This is a genomic window from Chryseobacterium defluvii, assembly GCF_014204415.1.
Classification (GTDB): Bacteria; Bacteroidota; Bacteroidia; order Flavobacteriales; family Weeksellaceae; genus Chryseobacterium; species Chryseobacterium defluvii_A.
The window spans coordinates 119,088-133,901 of sequence record NZ_JACHLE010000006.1; the positions used below are offsets into that span (position 1 = coordinate 119,088).

At 37.9% G+C, this 14,814-nt stretch carries 19 protein-coding genes; all 19 read right to left on the minus strand.

Going from position 1 to position 14,814, the window contains the following annotated elements:
* Positions 1-27: 27 nt before the first annotated feature.
* Complete coding sequence (locus HNP38_RS16545) at positions 28-1,200, minus strand: DUF2062 domain-containing protein (RefSeq protein ID WP_184191570.1); 1,173 nt, start codon at positions 1,198-1,200, stop codon at positions 28-30.
* 4 nt (positions 1,201-1,204) lie between these two features.
* A complete protein-coding gene (locus HNP38_RS16550; protein WP_184191572.1) occupies positions 1,205-1,690 on the minus strand; it encodes a hypothetical protein in 486 nt (161 codons plus the stop codon).
* A 4-nt stretch (positions 1,691-1,694) separates the two neighbouring features.
* Positions 1,695-2,069 (minus strand): 3-hydroxyacyl-ACP dehydratase, encoded by a 375-nt coding sequence (locus HNP38_RS16555; RefSeq protein ID WP_184191574.1) that lies wholly within the window; start codon positions 2,067-2,069, stop codon positions 1,695-1,697.
* 3 nt (positions 2,070-2,072) lie between these two features.
* The gene (locus HNP38_RS16560) at positions 2,073-2,630 is read right to left on the minus strand and encodes a hypothetical protein (RefSeq protein WP_228461085.1); all 558 of its coding nucleotides are present in this window, start codon (positions 2,628-2,630) and stop codon (positions 2,073-2,075) included.
* Between the two features lie 46 nt (positions 2,631-2,676).
* The gene (locus HNP38_RS16565) at positions 2,677-3,303 is read right to left on the minus strand and encodes a LolA family protein (RefSeq protein ID WP_184191578.1); all 627 of its coding nucleotides are present in this window, start codon (positions 3,301-3,303) and stop codon (positions 2,677-2,679) included.
* 203 nt (positions 3,304-3,506) lie between these two features.
* Positions 3,507-4,253, minus strand: a complete 747-nt coding sequence (locus HNP38_RS16570; RefSeq protein WP_184191579.1) for a polysaccharide deacetylase family protein — start codon at positions 4,251-4,253, stop codon at positions 3,507-3,509.
* Positions 4,254-4,443: 190 nt separating this feature from the next.
* Positions 4,444-5,505 (minus strand): beta-ketoacyl synthase N-terminal-like domain-containing protein, encoded by a 1,062-nt coding sequence (locus tag HNP38_RS16575; RefSeq protein ID WP_184191580.1) that lies wholly within the window; start codon positions 5,503-5,505, stop codon positions 4,444-4,446.
* Positions 5,502-6,701, minus strand: coding sequence for a beta-ketoacyl-[acyl-carrier-protein] synthase family protein (locus tag HNP38_RS16580; protein ID WP_184191581.1), 1,200 nt, complete (start codon positions 6,699-6,701; stop codon positions 5,502-5,504). Before HNP38_RS16580 ends, HNP38_RS16575 begins: the two co-directional genes overlap by 4 nt.
* A gap of 85 nt (positions 6,702-6,786) precedes the next feature.
* Positions 6,787-7,044 carry a phosphopantetheine-binding protein gene (locus HNP38_RS16585; protein ID WP_184191582.1) on the minus strand — a complete coding sequence of 86 codons (258 nt, stop codon included), beginning with the start codon at positions 7,042-7,044 and terminating at the stop codon, positions 6,787-6,789.
* A 101-nt stretch (positions 7,045-7,145) separates the two neighbouring features.
* Positions 7,146-7,685: a 3-oxoacyl-ACP synthase gene (locus HNP38_RS16590; RefSeq protein ID WP_184191583.1), complete on the minus strand. Its 540-nt coding sequence runs from the start codon at positions 7,683-7,685 to the stop codon at positions 7,146-7,148.
* Positions 7,686-7,695: 10 nt separating this feature from the next.
* Positions 7,696-8,829: a beta-ketoacyl synthase N-terminal-like domain-containing protein gene (locus HNP38_RS16595; RefSeq protein ID WP_184191584.1), complete on the minus strand. Its 1,134-nt coding sequence runs from the start codon at positions 8,827-8,829 to the stop codon at positions 7,696-7,698.
* The gene (locus tag HNP38_RS16600; RefSeq protein WP_184191586.1) at positions 8,826-9,257 is read right to left on the minus strand and encodes an acyl-CoA thioesterase; all 432 of its coding nucleotides are present in this window, start codon (positions 9,255-9,257) and stop codon (positions 8,826-8,828) included. Before HNP38_RS16600 ends, HNP38_RS16595 begins: the two co-directional genes overlap by 4 nt.
* A gap of 63 nt (positions 9,258-9,320) precedes the next feature.
* Entirely contained in the window at positions 9,321-10,586 is a 1,266-nt protein-coding gene (locus HNP38_RS16605; protein ID WP_184191588.1) for an ABC transporter permease, read from the minus strand.
* On the minus strand, positions 10,576-11,331 hold the full coding sequence (locus tag HNP38_RS16610) for an ABC transporter ATP-binding protein (protein WP_184191590.1): 756 nt from the start codon (positions 11,329-11,331) through the stop codon (positions 10,576-10,578). The genes HNP38_RS16605 and HNP38_RS16610 overlap by 11 nt, the downstream gene beginning before the upstream one ends.
* 3 nt (positions 11,332-11,334) lie before the next feature.
* The gene (locus tag HNP38_RS16615) at positions 11,335-12,330 is read right to left on the minus strand and encodes a BtrH N-terminal domain-containing protein (RefSeq protein WP_184191592.1); all 996 of its coding nucleotides are present in this window, start codon (positions 12,328-12,330) and stop codon (positions 11,335-11,337) included.
* Between the two features lie 53 nt (positions 12,331-12,383).
* Positions 12,384-12,788 (minus strand): hypothetical protein, encoded by a 405-nt coding sequence (locus HNP38_RS16620; protein WP_184191594.1) that lies wholly within the window; start codon positions 12,786-12,788, stop codon positions 12,384-12,386.
* A gap of 5 nt (positions 12,789-12,793) precedes the next feature.
* Positions 12,794-13,237 (minus strand): ABC transporter permease, encoded by a 444-nt coding sequence (locus HNP38_RS16625; protein ID WP_184191596.1) that lies wholly within the window; start codon positions 13,235-13,237, stop codon positions 12,794-12,796.
* Between the two features lie 4 nt (positions 13,238-13,241).
* On the minus strand, positions 13,242-13,673 hold the full coding sequence (locus tag HNP38_RS16630) for a hypothetical protein (RefSeq protein ID WP_184191598.1): 432 nt from the start codon (positions 13,671-13,673) through the stop codon (positions 13,242-13,244).
* Positions 13,673-14,812: a beta-ketoacyl-ACP synthase III gene (locus HNP38_RS16635; RefSeq protein WP_184191600.1), complete on the minus strand. Its 1,140-nt coding sequence runs from the start codon at positions 14,810-14,812 to the stop codon at positions 13,673-13,675. The genes HNP38_RS16630 and HNP38_RS16635 overlap by 1 nt, the downstream gene beginning before the upstream one ends.
* Between the last annotated feature and the right edge of the window lie 2 nt (positions 14,813-14,814).

Sequence of the window (14,814 nt, forward strand, 5' to 3'; positions counted from 1 at the left end):
TTGCATTTTTTTATGGATGTTTTAAGATTAATTATTTTCGGGATTAAGCTTATGCAGGAAGAAATAAACAGTTATTCCCGAAAGTGCAGACACGGTACATGCCAGGATCGCACTTCCGATCACATATTGCAGGAGATTATTTTTTACCAGTTCAAAATTCAGGTCATGGCTTAAAATATTACTGTTGCCCTGTACAAAAGGCGCCCCTAAAAACAATGAAGCAGCAATAATAAAAGGAATAAACGGTGGTAAGCTGATATTGGATGAAACAAATGCCAATACCTTATTCAGCTTAAAAAGAACAGCTAAAGAGATCACCAGCAGGGTATGAAATCCCCAAAAAGGAGACAGGCCGATGAAGATCCCTAAAGCAATAGAAAATGCTTTCGTACGATTGCTTCCGTCACTTTCCAGGACATCCTCCTTTATGAACTTTTTAAGGCTTTTTTTTTTGAAATTATTCACAAAATTTCTCGGAATAATGTACAATAAAGTAATGATAACAAGTATGGTATTTAAGATACTGATCCTCGTGAAATCCTTAAACGGCCTGAAATGGGAAACCCTTTCCGCCGGGTCGTATAAAACCTTGATCGGGACATTTTTCACGGGAACATGTTTCCACGCAGTTCTTACAATGATCTCGATCTCAAATTCAAACTTCGGGGTAAAGTATTTCTCCGGAATCTTATGTAAAGGATATAAGCGGTACCCGGATTGGGTGTCTTCCAGCTTAATTCCCGTTTCAAACCAGAACCAGAAATTGGAAAAACGATTCCCGAAGCTACTTTTCTTAGGAATCCCGTTCTGGGACATATTCCGGTTTCCGATCAGTAACACATCTTCCGGTTCCTGAAGAAGGGCATCCACAAAAACAGGGATATCGTCAGGATAATGCTGCCCGTCCGAATCAATAGTTATGGCATAATTGTATCCTGATTTCTTAGCATGCCTGAAACCTGTTTTAAGGCCATTTCCTTTCCCTTTGTTCTCAGATAATGTAATAGCCTCAATCTTCGGATACTGACTCAGGATCTGAGCCGTGGAATCTGTAGAGCCATCATTGACCACAATAATGCTTTCAGTGTATTCCAGAACACCGTCTATCACTCTTTTCAGAGTTTTCTCATTATTGTAGGTAGGTATTAAAACGCATATCTTCTTTTCGGAAATGGCGTTTCGTACTTCAGGGATGGTCATTGTTTTATTTTAATAAAGCTCTGTCTGCGGCGGTAAACGTTTTGGATTGTGAAGCAAACTTCTTAATATAATTCTTCAGGCCGGTATTCTGCTTACTGTAGCTATTCAAAATAAAGGTTTTATCATCCTTCATGCTGGAATGGTACCCTACAATTTTCGGAAGATTTTCCTGAACGCTTAATCGGATAAGCCTTAATTCGGCATTATTTGGATTACTTTTAATAATATTCTCAAGGCTTGTTGCTCCCGATTTTACAAATGATTTTCTTTTGCCTTTTTCCTTTGTGATCCTGGCTTCCATGATTTTGGCTGCTGCCTTATATGCTGAAGTTACGGCATCAGAAGAAGACTGTTTTTCTGTAAGATCAATAAAGCTCTGTGTGTTGGTTACAGACTGATTGGCTTTTGCATAGCTGTTCCTCAATGCTTCAATATCCGCAGATTGAAAGAACAGGCACAATCCGGTTAATAAAGATAAGAGAAGTTTCATAATGTCAGATCTTATTATAGTTTACAGACATTTTTAATGCAATAGTCTCGCCAAAAGAAGTAGTGTTTTTCACTTTTACTTCATTTTCACTTTCGATGATATCCAGATGTAGTTTTAATTCAGGAGTTTCAAAAGGATTGATGATCGCCATGAATTTCACATTGGAAGCCGATTTTAAGAATAATTTTGATCCGGTAAACTCTTCCGTAAGCTCCTTTACGATCTGTATCATACAGACTCCAGGCGTAACAGGGTTTCCCGGAAAATGTCCTTTGAAAATATCATGGTCCTTATTCAGGCTGATAATTGCCATAAAGCCTCCGTTCTCTGTTTTTTCGTAGGATTGTAAAGTATAAAAATCGGTAAGAATACTTTCCATAAGTTACTCGGTTTCTGTTATTTGAAATAGTTTGATATTGATCTTAAAATCTTTGTGCTGAAGATCGATACCATCCGCGAAGATATGTTTTTTTGCCTCAAAAGTAAAATCGATTTTCTCCTTATTATTTTTTGTATAAATGATCTTATGTAACAGACCGTTTTCTTTGTTGAAGAACAGGTAGTAGTTGTTTTTTTCCGTTTTTGAAAGATATATTTTTGACTGTGCGTTTTCAAAACTTTCACTTACCGGATACTGCTTTTTTAATAGCTGCTGAAAATCATTCTTCAGAAAATTGATGACGATCTTTTTATCCAGGTCAGGGATCACATAATTCACCTTAAAATCATTGTCAGAGATCTCAAAATCGATCAGTTTATTTCCGAAATCAGAAGTTAATGCCACACGGTGTGTCGTTTCATTCAGTTTTTTGATGATCAGGATTCCGCTTACAGGGTTTTTATAAATATCCATCTGGCATTTATATACATAATCCTCACCGGAAGAAAAATACAGATTTTCAACTGTTTTCTCAGAAGCTGAAACCGGCGTTGCATCCATAAGCTGGTAGGTTTTGCACGAAATCAGGAGCAAAAGTAAGCCACAATTATAAAGTAAATTCTGAAGCAGCGATCGGCGCATTGATCTTAGTGTTTTTGAAAACAATATTTGTAGTGTCTCCCGAAGCTTCCAGCATATTTACCTGTGAAACCGTAGATTGGTTTTTAGGGAAATACAGCTCGATCTGTTTGATATATTTTAAAAGCTGGGAAGATTTTGGAGTAAATCTGGCGACATCAAAACTCGCATTTTTGAAATAGGTTACCGTAAATTCCGGATCGTTGAACATTTTTCCGTTTGAACTTCCTACAATTAACTTATTGATCTTCTCAAAAGTTTTACTTTTGGCATCTACGGAAGACTTTTTTCCCTGGTCATTGATGAAGATCTTATTGTCTTTAAAAACGATACTGTATTGATAAGGTTTTGTGTATCTCCAACTTAACATATTCGGAGATCTTAAAGACATTTTGCCGTGCGTCACAATATTTTTATCCAAAAAATCCATCTTTTTGGTTTGTGTAAAGTCACTCTGCAATGTTTTGATCTGTTGGGTTCCTGAAGAAACCCGGGTAACAAAAGCTTTGGCTTCTGTTCCGGACATAGCCGTATTTTGGGCAAAAAACAAGCCTGAAATTAATAAAAATGCTCCGAAAGCAATGTTTTTAATCATTTTTTGATGTATTAATTAACCACAAAACTCACAAAAGAATCATGAAATTTTAAACACTTTAGTATCTTTAAGCTAAATATTTTGAAAATAAAAGTCCGCATAAGTTAAAAAATCAAAGATTTACATAAGCTAATGCACTCTTTTCTACAGTCATTTCATTAAACTTAAATATCTTAACTGTTATAAAAAGTCTTTTGTGACTTTTATGGTTTAAATATAATTGAATCCACAGTAAAAGTGGAATACTTTTTCTTCTTCAAAAATAGCAATAAATCTACCAAAACGTTATAAGTCTTCTCCGAAGTGTCGTGAAGAAGGATAATACTTCCCTTTTTTACACCTTTGCTAACTCTTCTGTAAATTTTCTTTTCATCATCAATGATCGTATCCAGCGAACGTACATTCCAGCCGATACTTTTCTTATGCGTTCTTTTAATGGCCTTGGCAATATTCGGATTGGTAACACCGAAAGGAGGGCGATAGATACTGGTTTTGATATGTCCAATATTGAAAATGATTGCGTCACATTTTTCGATCTCCTCAACCATTTTTGAAGTGGATAAAAATCCTGTGTTGTTAGAATGAGATAGAGTATGATTACCGATCGTATGGCCTTCTGCAATGATTCTTCTAAAAGTTTCGGGATATTTTTCGATCTGTTTGCCGATACAGAAAAAAGTAGCTTTTACCTGATTTTCCTTCAGTATATCCAAAAACTTCGGGGTGAATTCTGTAGGACCGTCATCAAAAGTAAGAGCAATTTCTTTAATTCTTGTTCTTTTATGAGTAATGCTGTTGACAAAGTACCCCAGCTGAATGTCAAAAGAACCCCAAACCACAACCGCAGAAAATGCAAGAAAACCAGCCAGATATACCCAAAAGCTCCCATGAAACGCATAAATAAATACGTTACAGAAAAGATAAAACAGTATGAATGGGTAATGTTTCACTTTTTTCTATTTTGATATTTAAGGTTTCTATTTTTCATCATTTATAAACGTAATCTTTGTCGTTCCATAGAAATCTCAACTGTTGAAGATAATGAATATTTAGATTCCACGCTCCATTTCATTCTGTTCTGAATGACGAACATGCTGTTGATTTTTATTCAGCAAATTTACGATTTCGCCTTTTTGCCAATTATACTTTTTCCAATAAAACCAAGCTATGATCGTTTCCCAACAGGTGATTATAAAGAAGAACATTTTTAATACCATCTTTTTTCACGGAATTAATCATCATCACTTCAGGAATTTTCTGATTTCTCAGAATATGACAGGCTGCAAACGTTGAAAAACTGCTTGCTGTATTGAATTCCCCGCTTAGATGTTTATAATATAATAATGCAGAGCTGGTAAACAGGCCCATTGCTTTTGTATAATAAATGTCAGACCTGGCATCTCCGCTAACACCTAAGATGACAGCATCAATATCATTATAAGTAAGGCTGTTTTTAGCTAAAAAATCTCCTATGAAATTTTGAACCTCATCCAAATCTAACCGGTTACTGATCTGAATGTCTTTGAGCTGTGCGTAAGAACTCTCTGTTTTCTCCTTGCCTAAAACAAAAAATCCTGAGCCTTCTCCCCAAATAACCCCATCCGTTTTTGAATTCAAAAAATCAAAAGGCAAATCTTCTGATTTTTTAATCGTATTGTTCAGACAATACAATTCCATTGTTCTTTCAGTCTGTTCATCCGTAGAACCCACCAGGACATTTTCAGCTTCTCCGTCATTGATCTGAAGCATTGCATCTAAAAATGAAAACTCCAGGGATGAAGAGGTATTCACATACGTGAAATTATAAGCGTGGCACTGAAGGCCTAATGCAATCTGGCCTGCTACGGTATTGTGTGTGGATTGAATAAAATAAGTAGGTGTTAAAAACTCCTCCTGATTATCGATCACATTTTTAAGAAACTTTTCAGAATCCTGTGAACATCCCATTCCTGTTCCTGCGATAATGGCATCGGGTTGTTCAATTCCTGCTTCTTTCAAAGCATAATGAGAGGCAACGGAACTCATTTTTACGGTTTTGGACATCCTTCTGATCATGGCGGCAGGAATGAATTCCTTGTAATTAGGTTCAATGGCTTTTACCACCTGAACAGAATTTTCAGGAGTAAGATGGTCAAAGAAATTTTCATTTAAAGTGTCCTGAACCGAGATGCAGGAGGCATTGTTAATGTACACGGCATTCATGATTTTGAGAAAATTAGTGTTGAACAATTCCCTCCAAATCCGAATGAATTGGAAAGCACATGGTTGATATTTTTCTTTTTCAGTTCTGTAACAGGAACCAGATCGAATTCTTCCATTTTCGTTTTGAAATTCAGATTCGGGAAAATGATATTGTTTTGTATGGCTAAAATAGAAAAAACAGCTTCAATTCCGGCGGCGGCGGCTAGTGTATGTCCAGTAAATGCCTTGGTAGAGCTGAATTCCGGAACATTATTTTCTCCAAAAATCCTGATCATGGCAATTCCTTCCGACAGGTCATTGTTGGGAGTTGCCGTCCCATGAACATTGATGTAATCTATATTCTCTTTTTGAAGCCCGGAAATTTTCAATGCCTGCTGCATGGCTAAATAAGCTCCTTGTCCGTTTTCTGAAGAAGCCGTTTGGTGATGGGCATCATTGGCATTTCCATAACCGGAAAGGTAACCCAGAATTTTTTTGTTTTCCTTTTTTACCACTTTATCAGACACAAGGACTATAAATGCGGCAGCCTCACCCAAATTCAGTCCTTTTCTGTTATTATCGAAAGGAGTATTATAGGAATCGGTGAGGATCATCAACGTATTGAATCCGTTCAGGGTAAATTTTGAAAGAGAATCTGTTCCGCCTACGATCACCCGGTCCAAAACTCCGCTTTTGATCAGTTTTGCCCCCATCATAATGGCATTGGCGGCAGATGAGCAGGCTGTACTGATGGTAGAAACCATGCCTTTCAGCCCTAAATAGTCTGCAATAGCCAGTGAGGAATTTCCTGCATCGTGAGCGTCAATATATTTTTGCTTTTCAGGAAAATCTTCATAAGAATAGAAATATTTTTCAGTGATATCCATCCCGCCTACACTGGTGGAGGAGATCAGTCCGGTTTTGTATTCGTTAATCTCTGAAATTCCGGCACTTTCTACAGCTTCTCTGGCGGCAACCATCCCCAATAAAGAGGTTCTTGTCACATTATTGTCTTCATGAAGCTGAAGTTTCTGCACAAGTTCTTCATTGGATAATTTTATCTCGCCGGTCTTTATAATTCCGGCATGTCGGGTTTCAAACAATTCAATATCTGAAATACCATGCCTGCCGGATTGAAGAGAGAGAAGGTTTTCCTCCACATTGTTTCCAATGGAAGAAATGATGCCCATTCCTGTTATGGCAATTTTTTGACCCATGTTTTATACAATAATGTATCAATGTATCAATCTAGCAATGTAACAATATTGGTAAACTGGTACATTGATACATTGTTAAATTGAACTATTTTGTTCTGTTTTCTTCGATGAATTTCGCCATAGTATCGATGGACTGGAAGATCTCTTTTCCTTTCTTAGGATCAGATAACTTTATTCCGTAGTCTTTGTCAAGAAGAACGATCAGTTCCAGAGCATCAATAGAATCCAGTCCCAGTCCGCCTCCGAATAGGGGGTCAGAATCTTTGATTGTTTCTGCAGAAACGTCTTCAAGATTTAGGACTTCGATAATTTTGTGTTTCAATTCTGTTTTTAGGTTTTCCATAAAAAAATATAATTTTATAATGTAGCAATGTATCAGTTTACCAATGTACCAATGCATTTTTTGTCATTGTTACACTGCTGGATTATTACATTGTTACATTTTTATAATGTTAACAAATATACGAAAGCTTTATAACTTTCCCGATAGAGTTCCACCCAGCCGCATAATACCTTTTCTGCCCTTCCGGACAATAAAAGCTGGCGGGAATACTCATTTAAAAAATCTTCATCAAATTCATCCAGAACAAAAAAAGCATTCTCCGTCTGCATCTGATGCCTGATGCTGATCTCGCCGACACAGATATTAGGCAGGGTATACACGAAAACAGCGGGACTCGGAAAATAATTCTCCTGAGAATTGATGCTTTCCTGGTATTTAAAATCAGTATCTAAACTGGATGACCTGTTCGCAAAAACCAATGCTGTCTTGCTATTATCTTTGTCTTTTAAAAGAGTTTCGGCAGCCAGAAAAGCCAGTTTGCTCAGATTATCCATTTTGTGGAATTTTGGATAAATAATCCCTGAATTTTTATAAGCTTCTTTCGCAAAATCCGAGAATGTTCCGTTTTGGCTTTCAAAAACAGTTTTTCCGTTGACGATTATTACTGAATGTTCTATGGTGCAAATATCTGTCTTCTCCATCACTTTCCTATTAACATTTTTCTAAAATAATGGCAGCATTGCACCCTCCAAATCCCGATGCGGTCTTCAGAATATAATTGATCTCTGCAGGCCTGTTTTCTGTAATGATATGTAAAGGCTGAGAGATTCCCGGTTCTTCAAAATTCCTGGAAGGGATTAATGTATTATGCAAAGCACTTTCCATAGAAATGATGCTTTCCAATAATCCCGATGCTCCCAGACAGTGCCCGTAAAAACCTTTCATGCTGTTTAAAGGAACGTTCTGTAATTCCATTCTGTTGAAAGCGACGGCCTCCATTTCATCGTTGTAAAGGGTTGCTGTTCCATGTGCGGAAATGAAATCAATTTGCTCCGCAGACACATTGGCTTCTGTCATTGCATTTTTAATGCTTGCATACAATCCATCCCCGGTTCTTGAAGGCCCTGAAATATGATTGGCATCGTTGATGGCAGAGTCACCCAATACCTTAAAACTAAACTTTTCGTTTTCTACAGTGTCGGAGGTCATATAAACAGCAGCCGTGGCTTCACCGATATTAATTCCATTCCTGTTTTTATCGTATGGTTTGCAAGGATTGGTTCCAATAGCCTGAAAAGAATTGAAACCGGAGATCACAAATTCTGAAATTTCGTCCCCTGCCGCCACAAATGCATCTTTATATTTTCCTGCCCCGATCATATTTTTCGCCACGGCAATCGCTATGACTCCTGAAACACAGGCATTGGAAACAACAATAGGCTTTGTGATAAATCCAAAAAAATCAGCAATTTTCTGTGCTAAACGTGAAAGATAAGCTCCTTCGGGTAAAGTGGATTGATTTTTTAGTAAGCTGATATTTCCTTTGGTTGTAGAGAGAATGAAAGCCGTTTCTTCTGTGATGTCATGCTTTTCTACCAAAGGTTTTAAGCACAACAGAAACATCTTTTCTAATCTTGTAAAATCCTGATACCCGAAGTTTTTGTTGAATTCCTGTTCTAATTTTTCAGAGTTGATCATAGAAGCATAAAATGCGTCCTGATTTTCAATGATCTTATGTAAAGCCACTCCCGATTTATTCTGTAACAAAGCTTCCCAATTGCAAGCTACATTCATTCCTAAAGGAGTTACGCAATTATAGTCTGTAATATAAATTTCCTTCTTCATGATAGTCCCATTTTATCTTTCCAGTTCTGAAAAAAATCAGGGTTGTATAAACATAAATTATTCTCAGAATCTAAGAATACCTGAACGGTTTCTCCGCTGCATACCAGCTTGTTCTCCCAGTTGAAAAGCTCATATCTGTAGATCAGTTTTGCTGAGGCAGAATTTACGAAAGTAGTTACAATTCTAAATGTTTCCCCGTATTTTAAAGGGAGAAAATGCTCACAGGTACTTTTGATAATAGGCGTTACATACCCTGCTTTCTGGATGTCGAGATAAGTAAGGCCATGCTCTCTTCCGAAAGCTTCCCTGCCGTCCTCGAAGTATACGATGTAATGCCCGTGCCAGACAATCCCTAGTGGGTCTGTCTCGTTGAAGCGTACTCTTACTTCTTCTGTGCAACTTAATATGTTTTCTTCCCGGGACTGCATTTTTTAATTGTTTGTGTAATTATACAGGCTTTAAACTATAAATCTTATAGTACTATATTTATTCTAGACTGCATTCTGTTTTCTTTCATAAAAAATGGAAACAGATACCATGGCTACATAAAATAAAAATAACAATGCTAATTCCTTAGCCACGTTTCCAATGCCGCTGTTTCTTAAAATAATATCATAATAAGCATTCAATCCCCAGTTCATAGGAGAAAATTTTGCGACATGCTGCATAAATTCAGGCATCAGGAAAACCGGAACCCAGATTCCTCCGATAGCTGCTAAAACCACCACTGAAGTTGCGCCAAATGGTGCAGACTGTTCCTGGGTGTCAGCTATCGTTCCCAGTAAAACCCCAAAACCTATTGCTGCTAATCCTGCAAATAAAGTTACTATAATCAGATGAAACATTTTTCCTGAAACATCAAATGCTGGCAGATCCATATAAGGAAAAAGGTAAATACCTACGGCAACCATCAGCAGAAACTGGATGATGCAGATGATAAGATAAGTAAACGTTTTTCCTAAAATATGAATATAATAAGGAGTGGGGCTCACTCTGGCCCTCACACTGGTTCCCTGGCTTTTTTCCTTGACTAAATTAATGGAAAGCGGAACAACAATGAAGAAGATCGCAAAAAGCGTCCATGCAGGGACATTATGCTGAACAGAATTCGGAAGGATCTCTGTATCTCCTTTTTTTGGTGTGATCTCCTTGAAACTGATCAGGTTTTTGTTCTCTTCAAGGTTTTCGGTGGTACCTAGTTGATCCTGAAAAGCCTTATAAATCTTTTTGTTCTCGATTTCGAAAACCATTTTGTTAACAGAATTCATGACAGAGCTTTTGAACCCGGAATTGGTGGCAGGATCAAAATATAAATGAATTTCTTTAGCTTTTAAAACTGGCTTCAGGGTAGCTGCAGAATCGGATTCCAGCCCGAAAGAGCTTACTATTTTCTGGACTTTGGATTCTATATTTGAATTCAGGTCTTTGGTCAGGTTTTCAGGAATGACGATCGACATTTGGTATTCGCCTGAAAAAACCGCCTCTTGGGCTGACTTTTCATTATAATCGGTCAGTAACTGGAAGGTTTTGCTGTTTTCCAGTTCTTTTTTTATGCTTTTAGAGACTTCGGATTTATCATTATCGATAAAAATGATCGGGATCTTTGAGCCTTCAAGATTTTTAAAAGTGGAATCCTGGATGAGGGTAATCGTTATGATCAGTAATAAAGGCATTACGAAGATAATAACGATGCCGCCAATATCCCTTTTGAGTAAAAGAATTTCCTTGATAAAACTTCTCCACAATTTATACAACATCTCTCAATTCTTTTCCGGTTAATGAAATGAAAACATCTTCAAGGTTTTCGGCATGGGCAATTTGTGCGATAAGCTCTTCCGGCGTTCCTGCTGCGTGGATCTTCCCTTTGTCGATGATAGCAATTTTAGTACAGAATTCTTCCGCTTCTGAAAGATGGTGGGAAGTATAAATAATGCACGTCCCGCTATTATTAAGTTCTTTTAGATAATCAATGATGACTTTTTTAGACTGAACATCTACACCTACGGTCGGTTCATCCAAAAAGAGTACTTTCGGCTGGTGAAGGGTTCCCGCGATGAGGTTGCAGCGGCGTTTCATACCACCTGAAAACTGGTCTACTTTTTTATCCGCGAATTTAGATAGTCCCATAATTTCCAAAGACTCATCGATACTTTTGTGCAGGTTTTTATGCTTTAAGCCGTATAAACTCCCGAAAAACATTAGGTTTTCCTTTGCAGTAAGGGTAGGATATAATGCGTATTCCTGTGGAACAATGCCTATGATCTGTTTGAGTTTAAAACTGTCTTTTTGGGGAGATAATCCGTTGATCTTAAATTGTCCGGAAGTAGGCTTGATCAAACCGGAAAGCATAGAGATCAGCGTGGTTTTTCCTGCTCCGTTGGGGCCAAGGATCCCGTAGATCTCGTTTTTATCAATATTCAAAGAGATATCATTTACAGAAAATTCGTCGGAATTTTTGTATTTCTTGTACAAGTTTTTGATCTCAATACTATTCTCAGCCATATTTTAGATCGCTTTGCTCAGTTTTTTATAGAAAGCTTCTTCCAGATCGGCAATATGAAGCATAGATTTTGAAAGCTCGTTGTAAATATTGCTTTTTGAATTCCTGTTCTTATAAACACGGGCAATATCTACGGCAAAGTCTCTCCAAAGGTCACCAATTGCCGTGATTTCTTTGGAAAGTTCTTTCAGCTGGTCATTTTTAAGGATCTCCGCAGCTTCCTGCAAAAAGGCTCCGTAAATGAATCTGAACCCTCCGCCTCCGGTGCCGATCTCTTCCTGCATCCGGATCAGTTGTCCCAGATAGTGATTGGTAACCTTTGTTCCTTTTTTGTCTGCCCATTTCGGAATGCTTTTCGCGACCCATCTCATGGCTTTTACCCCGATAAGAGGAACGGGAGCCAGCATGTTTTTGCAGGTATCTTTGATCCCTTTTCTGATGGCTTCTTCCAGATTTACGGTTTCAGGAACATAAATAGGGTAGTACATATGCCCTTTCGGAGGAAGTGCTCCTTTAGCGTATCTTACTTTTTCCAGTTCTGCTTCGGAAAGGGAGGTCACATAATCCATTACAGGGTCACTGATGAGAAATCTTCCGTTTTCTTTTCCGTACACCACCAAATTGTGGGCGTTGAAATGGAATTTGTATTCTTCAGGAAAATAAGTAAGGTTAAAAACCCCTACCTGCAATCCTGTAGGTATATTGTTTTCTAAGTTTTTTTCTAATGCTGACTGTGCGTCTTTGGGATTGGAGAACTTCTGTCTTTTAATTTTAATTCCCAGCCTTTTTGCCGCTTTGCTGAAAATAGCACCCGGCATCGGGCGATAACTGAAACCCGGAGCAAAGTTCACTTTCAAAAAGGGAAGGTACACGAAGAATAATCCGGAACCGATCCCGAAGATCATAGGCTCACTTAGTTTTAAGCCTTTATATCGTAATAAATTGGAGGCAACACCATTTTCACAATGTGCGGTCTGATGATGTTCAAAGTTCAATTCCATTAGTTTTTTGATTTTACCAAACCTTATAGGTTTTCAAAACCTGTAAGGTTTCATTATTTTCCGTCGAAGTTTTTTAATTCGTCTACTGTAATACCAAATTCATCCGCATATTTTTTCAGTACTTTTTCGCTTAGCGTTTTGAATACTTTGGGTTTTGTATGTCTTTTTACCCGCCATTGCCACATTCCTACATACGCTGCTAATACGCTCAGATCCATTTTATTCAGCTCCATAAAGTAAACAACAGGGCTTACAAGATTATTGGCAACATCCTGCTTTGCTTCTTCTATTCTTTCATAAATAAGTTCCATAGACTCATCCAAAGCTGCTTTTTTAGCTTCCCAACCAATACTGTTGGCCGTGGTATAATTATCGTTTTCATCCGTAACATACAACACTTCGGTCATGTTGGCTGACTTCAGGTTGCTTTCATCTTGGGGAAGGTCTTGCTTTTTCATTTGTTTTACTGTTTGAGTTCCTGAATAAATAAATTGATCTCGGCTCTGATCAATAACTCATCATTATTAAAAGTTTCACAAAAGATATGGCAGATGTTCTCATATTGAGAGATCAGTGATGCTTTTGATATGATCTTATCGCCTGTTTTTGGCAGGGAAAATATCTCTATTTTTTTTATATTGGTAATAAAACCGATCACTTTTGTATCCGCTTCCGGGTTTTCAAAGAAACTTTGTCCAAGAATTGCCGAGCATGTCTGTGCCAGATTTTCAATGAGGCCGGCTTCAGAAAATTCATTATGATGAACGAAGATATTATGGTGGGTGATCTCGAAGGAAGTGATAACATTTTCTTTGGTAAGCTCCAAAATATGGTCTACCATCAGCATGGGTTCACGGTGAGGCAGGTAATGGCGTATATTAATGGTATTATCTTCCGTGATCTTCATACGATTATTTTACAACGGTTTTCATTTGGGATCTGGCGATCACTCTGCCATTCAGTCTGGTGGTCGTATTCACCAGCGTAACACCCATTATTTCATTAAGGATTTCAACTTCCGACTGTAAATGGTCTCCAGCTTCAGGCAATTCTTCGGCCTCAAAGGATTTTATGGCTCCAATGTATCCTGTGGGAGCTTCTTTTCCCAAAAGGTAATATTTATAACCGGTATGCAGTGCTACACTTTGTGCCTGATGCTCTATAAGTCCTGAAGCCTGAAAAACACCATCCTGAACAAAAATATTATCATCTTTTATTTCTAATCCTGAGATCAGGTGGTTTTCAGAATATTCTGCAAGCTCATTCACCATCACGAAAGGGGATCTTTGCGGGATAAGGCTTTCCACGAAATTTTTGTCGGATATAGGTAATTGTTTTTCCATCAGCAAACAGTTAGCAATGCACAAGAATAAGCAAATCTTCCGCTTTCAGGGATACAAAGCAGTACTTTTTCTCCTTTTTTCAATGTCCCCGAATTCATTAATTCTTCTAAGGCAATAAATATGGAACCTGCCCCGATATTTCCCACTTCAGAAAGATTATAGTACCATTTTTCCCAAGGGAAGTCCATGCCTTTTTTAGCAAATTCTTCTTTCAGTCCCTCTTTGAAGTATCCGGAAGAGATATGAGCCAGGACGTGGTCAATTTTTTCAGGGTCCAGGTTATGTTTATCAAATGAAGCCCTTAGACTTTCAGCTCCTTTTACGAGAATGAATTCATCCAAAAGCTTGGTGTCTTGTTTTAAAGCAAAAAGCGATTGTTTCAGCCATTCATCCGAAGGATGATCTGCCCAGGATTTTAAGCTTCCGTCTTCCTGTTTTTCGCAGCCGGAATACATACAGGCTTCAATTTCGTGGGCATAGGAATAAAAATCGATGAATTCTATTTTTAAAGAAGTACTGTTTTCTCTGGGTTTGCTTTCCAGTAATAAAGCCCCGGCTCCATCGGAAAGCATCCATCTCAGGAATTCTCTTTTGAAAGCAATGATAGGTCTTTCTTCAAGCAGTTTCAAATTTTCCGCTTCATGGTTGAATTTATCAGCGGTCATCCAGGCTGAAAATCTTTCGGAACCTACACAGACTGCATTTTGTTTTACTCCGGCTTTCACGGAAAGGAAAGCATAATTGAATGCATTCATCCCGGAATTGCAAAGTCCCGTAGAGGTATTGATCTCTATGGATTTCCCTAAATTCAGTTCTCCATGCACCATTGAGGCATGAGAAGGCTGGATCTGGTCTGCAGAAGTGGTTCCGCAGGATAGCAATTCCATATTGTCTTTTGTGAAGTTCTCATCAAAAAGGCCTTCAACAGCTTTTGCTGTAATCTGAGCGTTGGTATGGGTGGGTTTTCCGTTTTTATCTAAAGCGTAATACCTGGTCGTTATTTTATTGTTCCTTAAAATTAAAGCTCTCGCTTTGGAAGGGGTATCGTTTACCAGTCCAAGATACGTTTCCATTTCATCATTAGATACGGGCTCATTTGGTAGGTATGTTGAAGCTTTTGTTATAAATACGTCGTGCATCT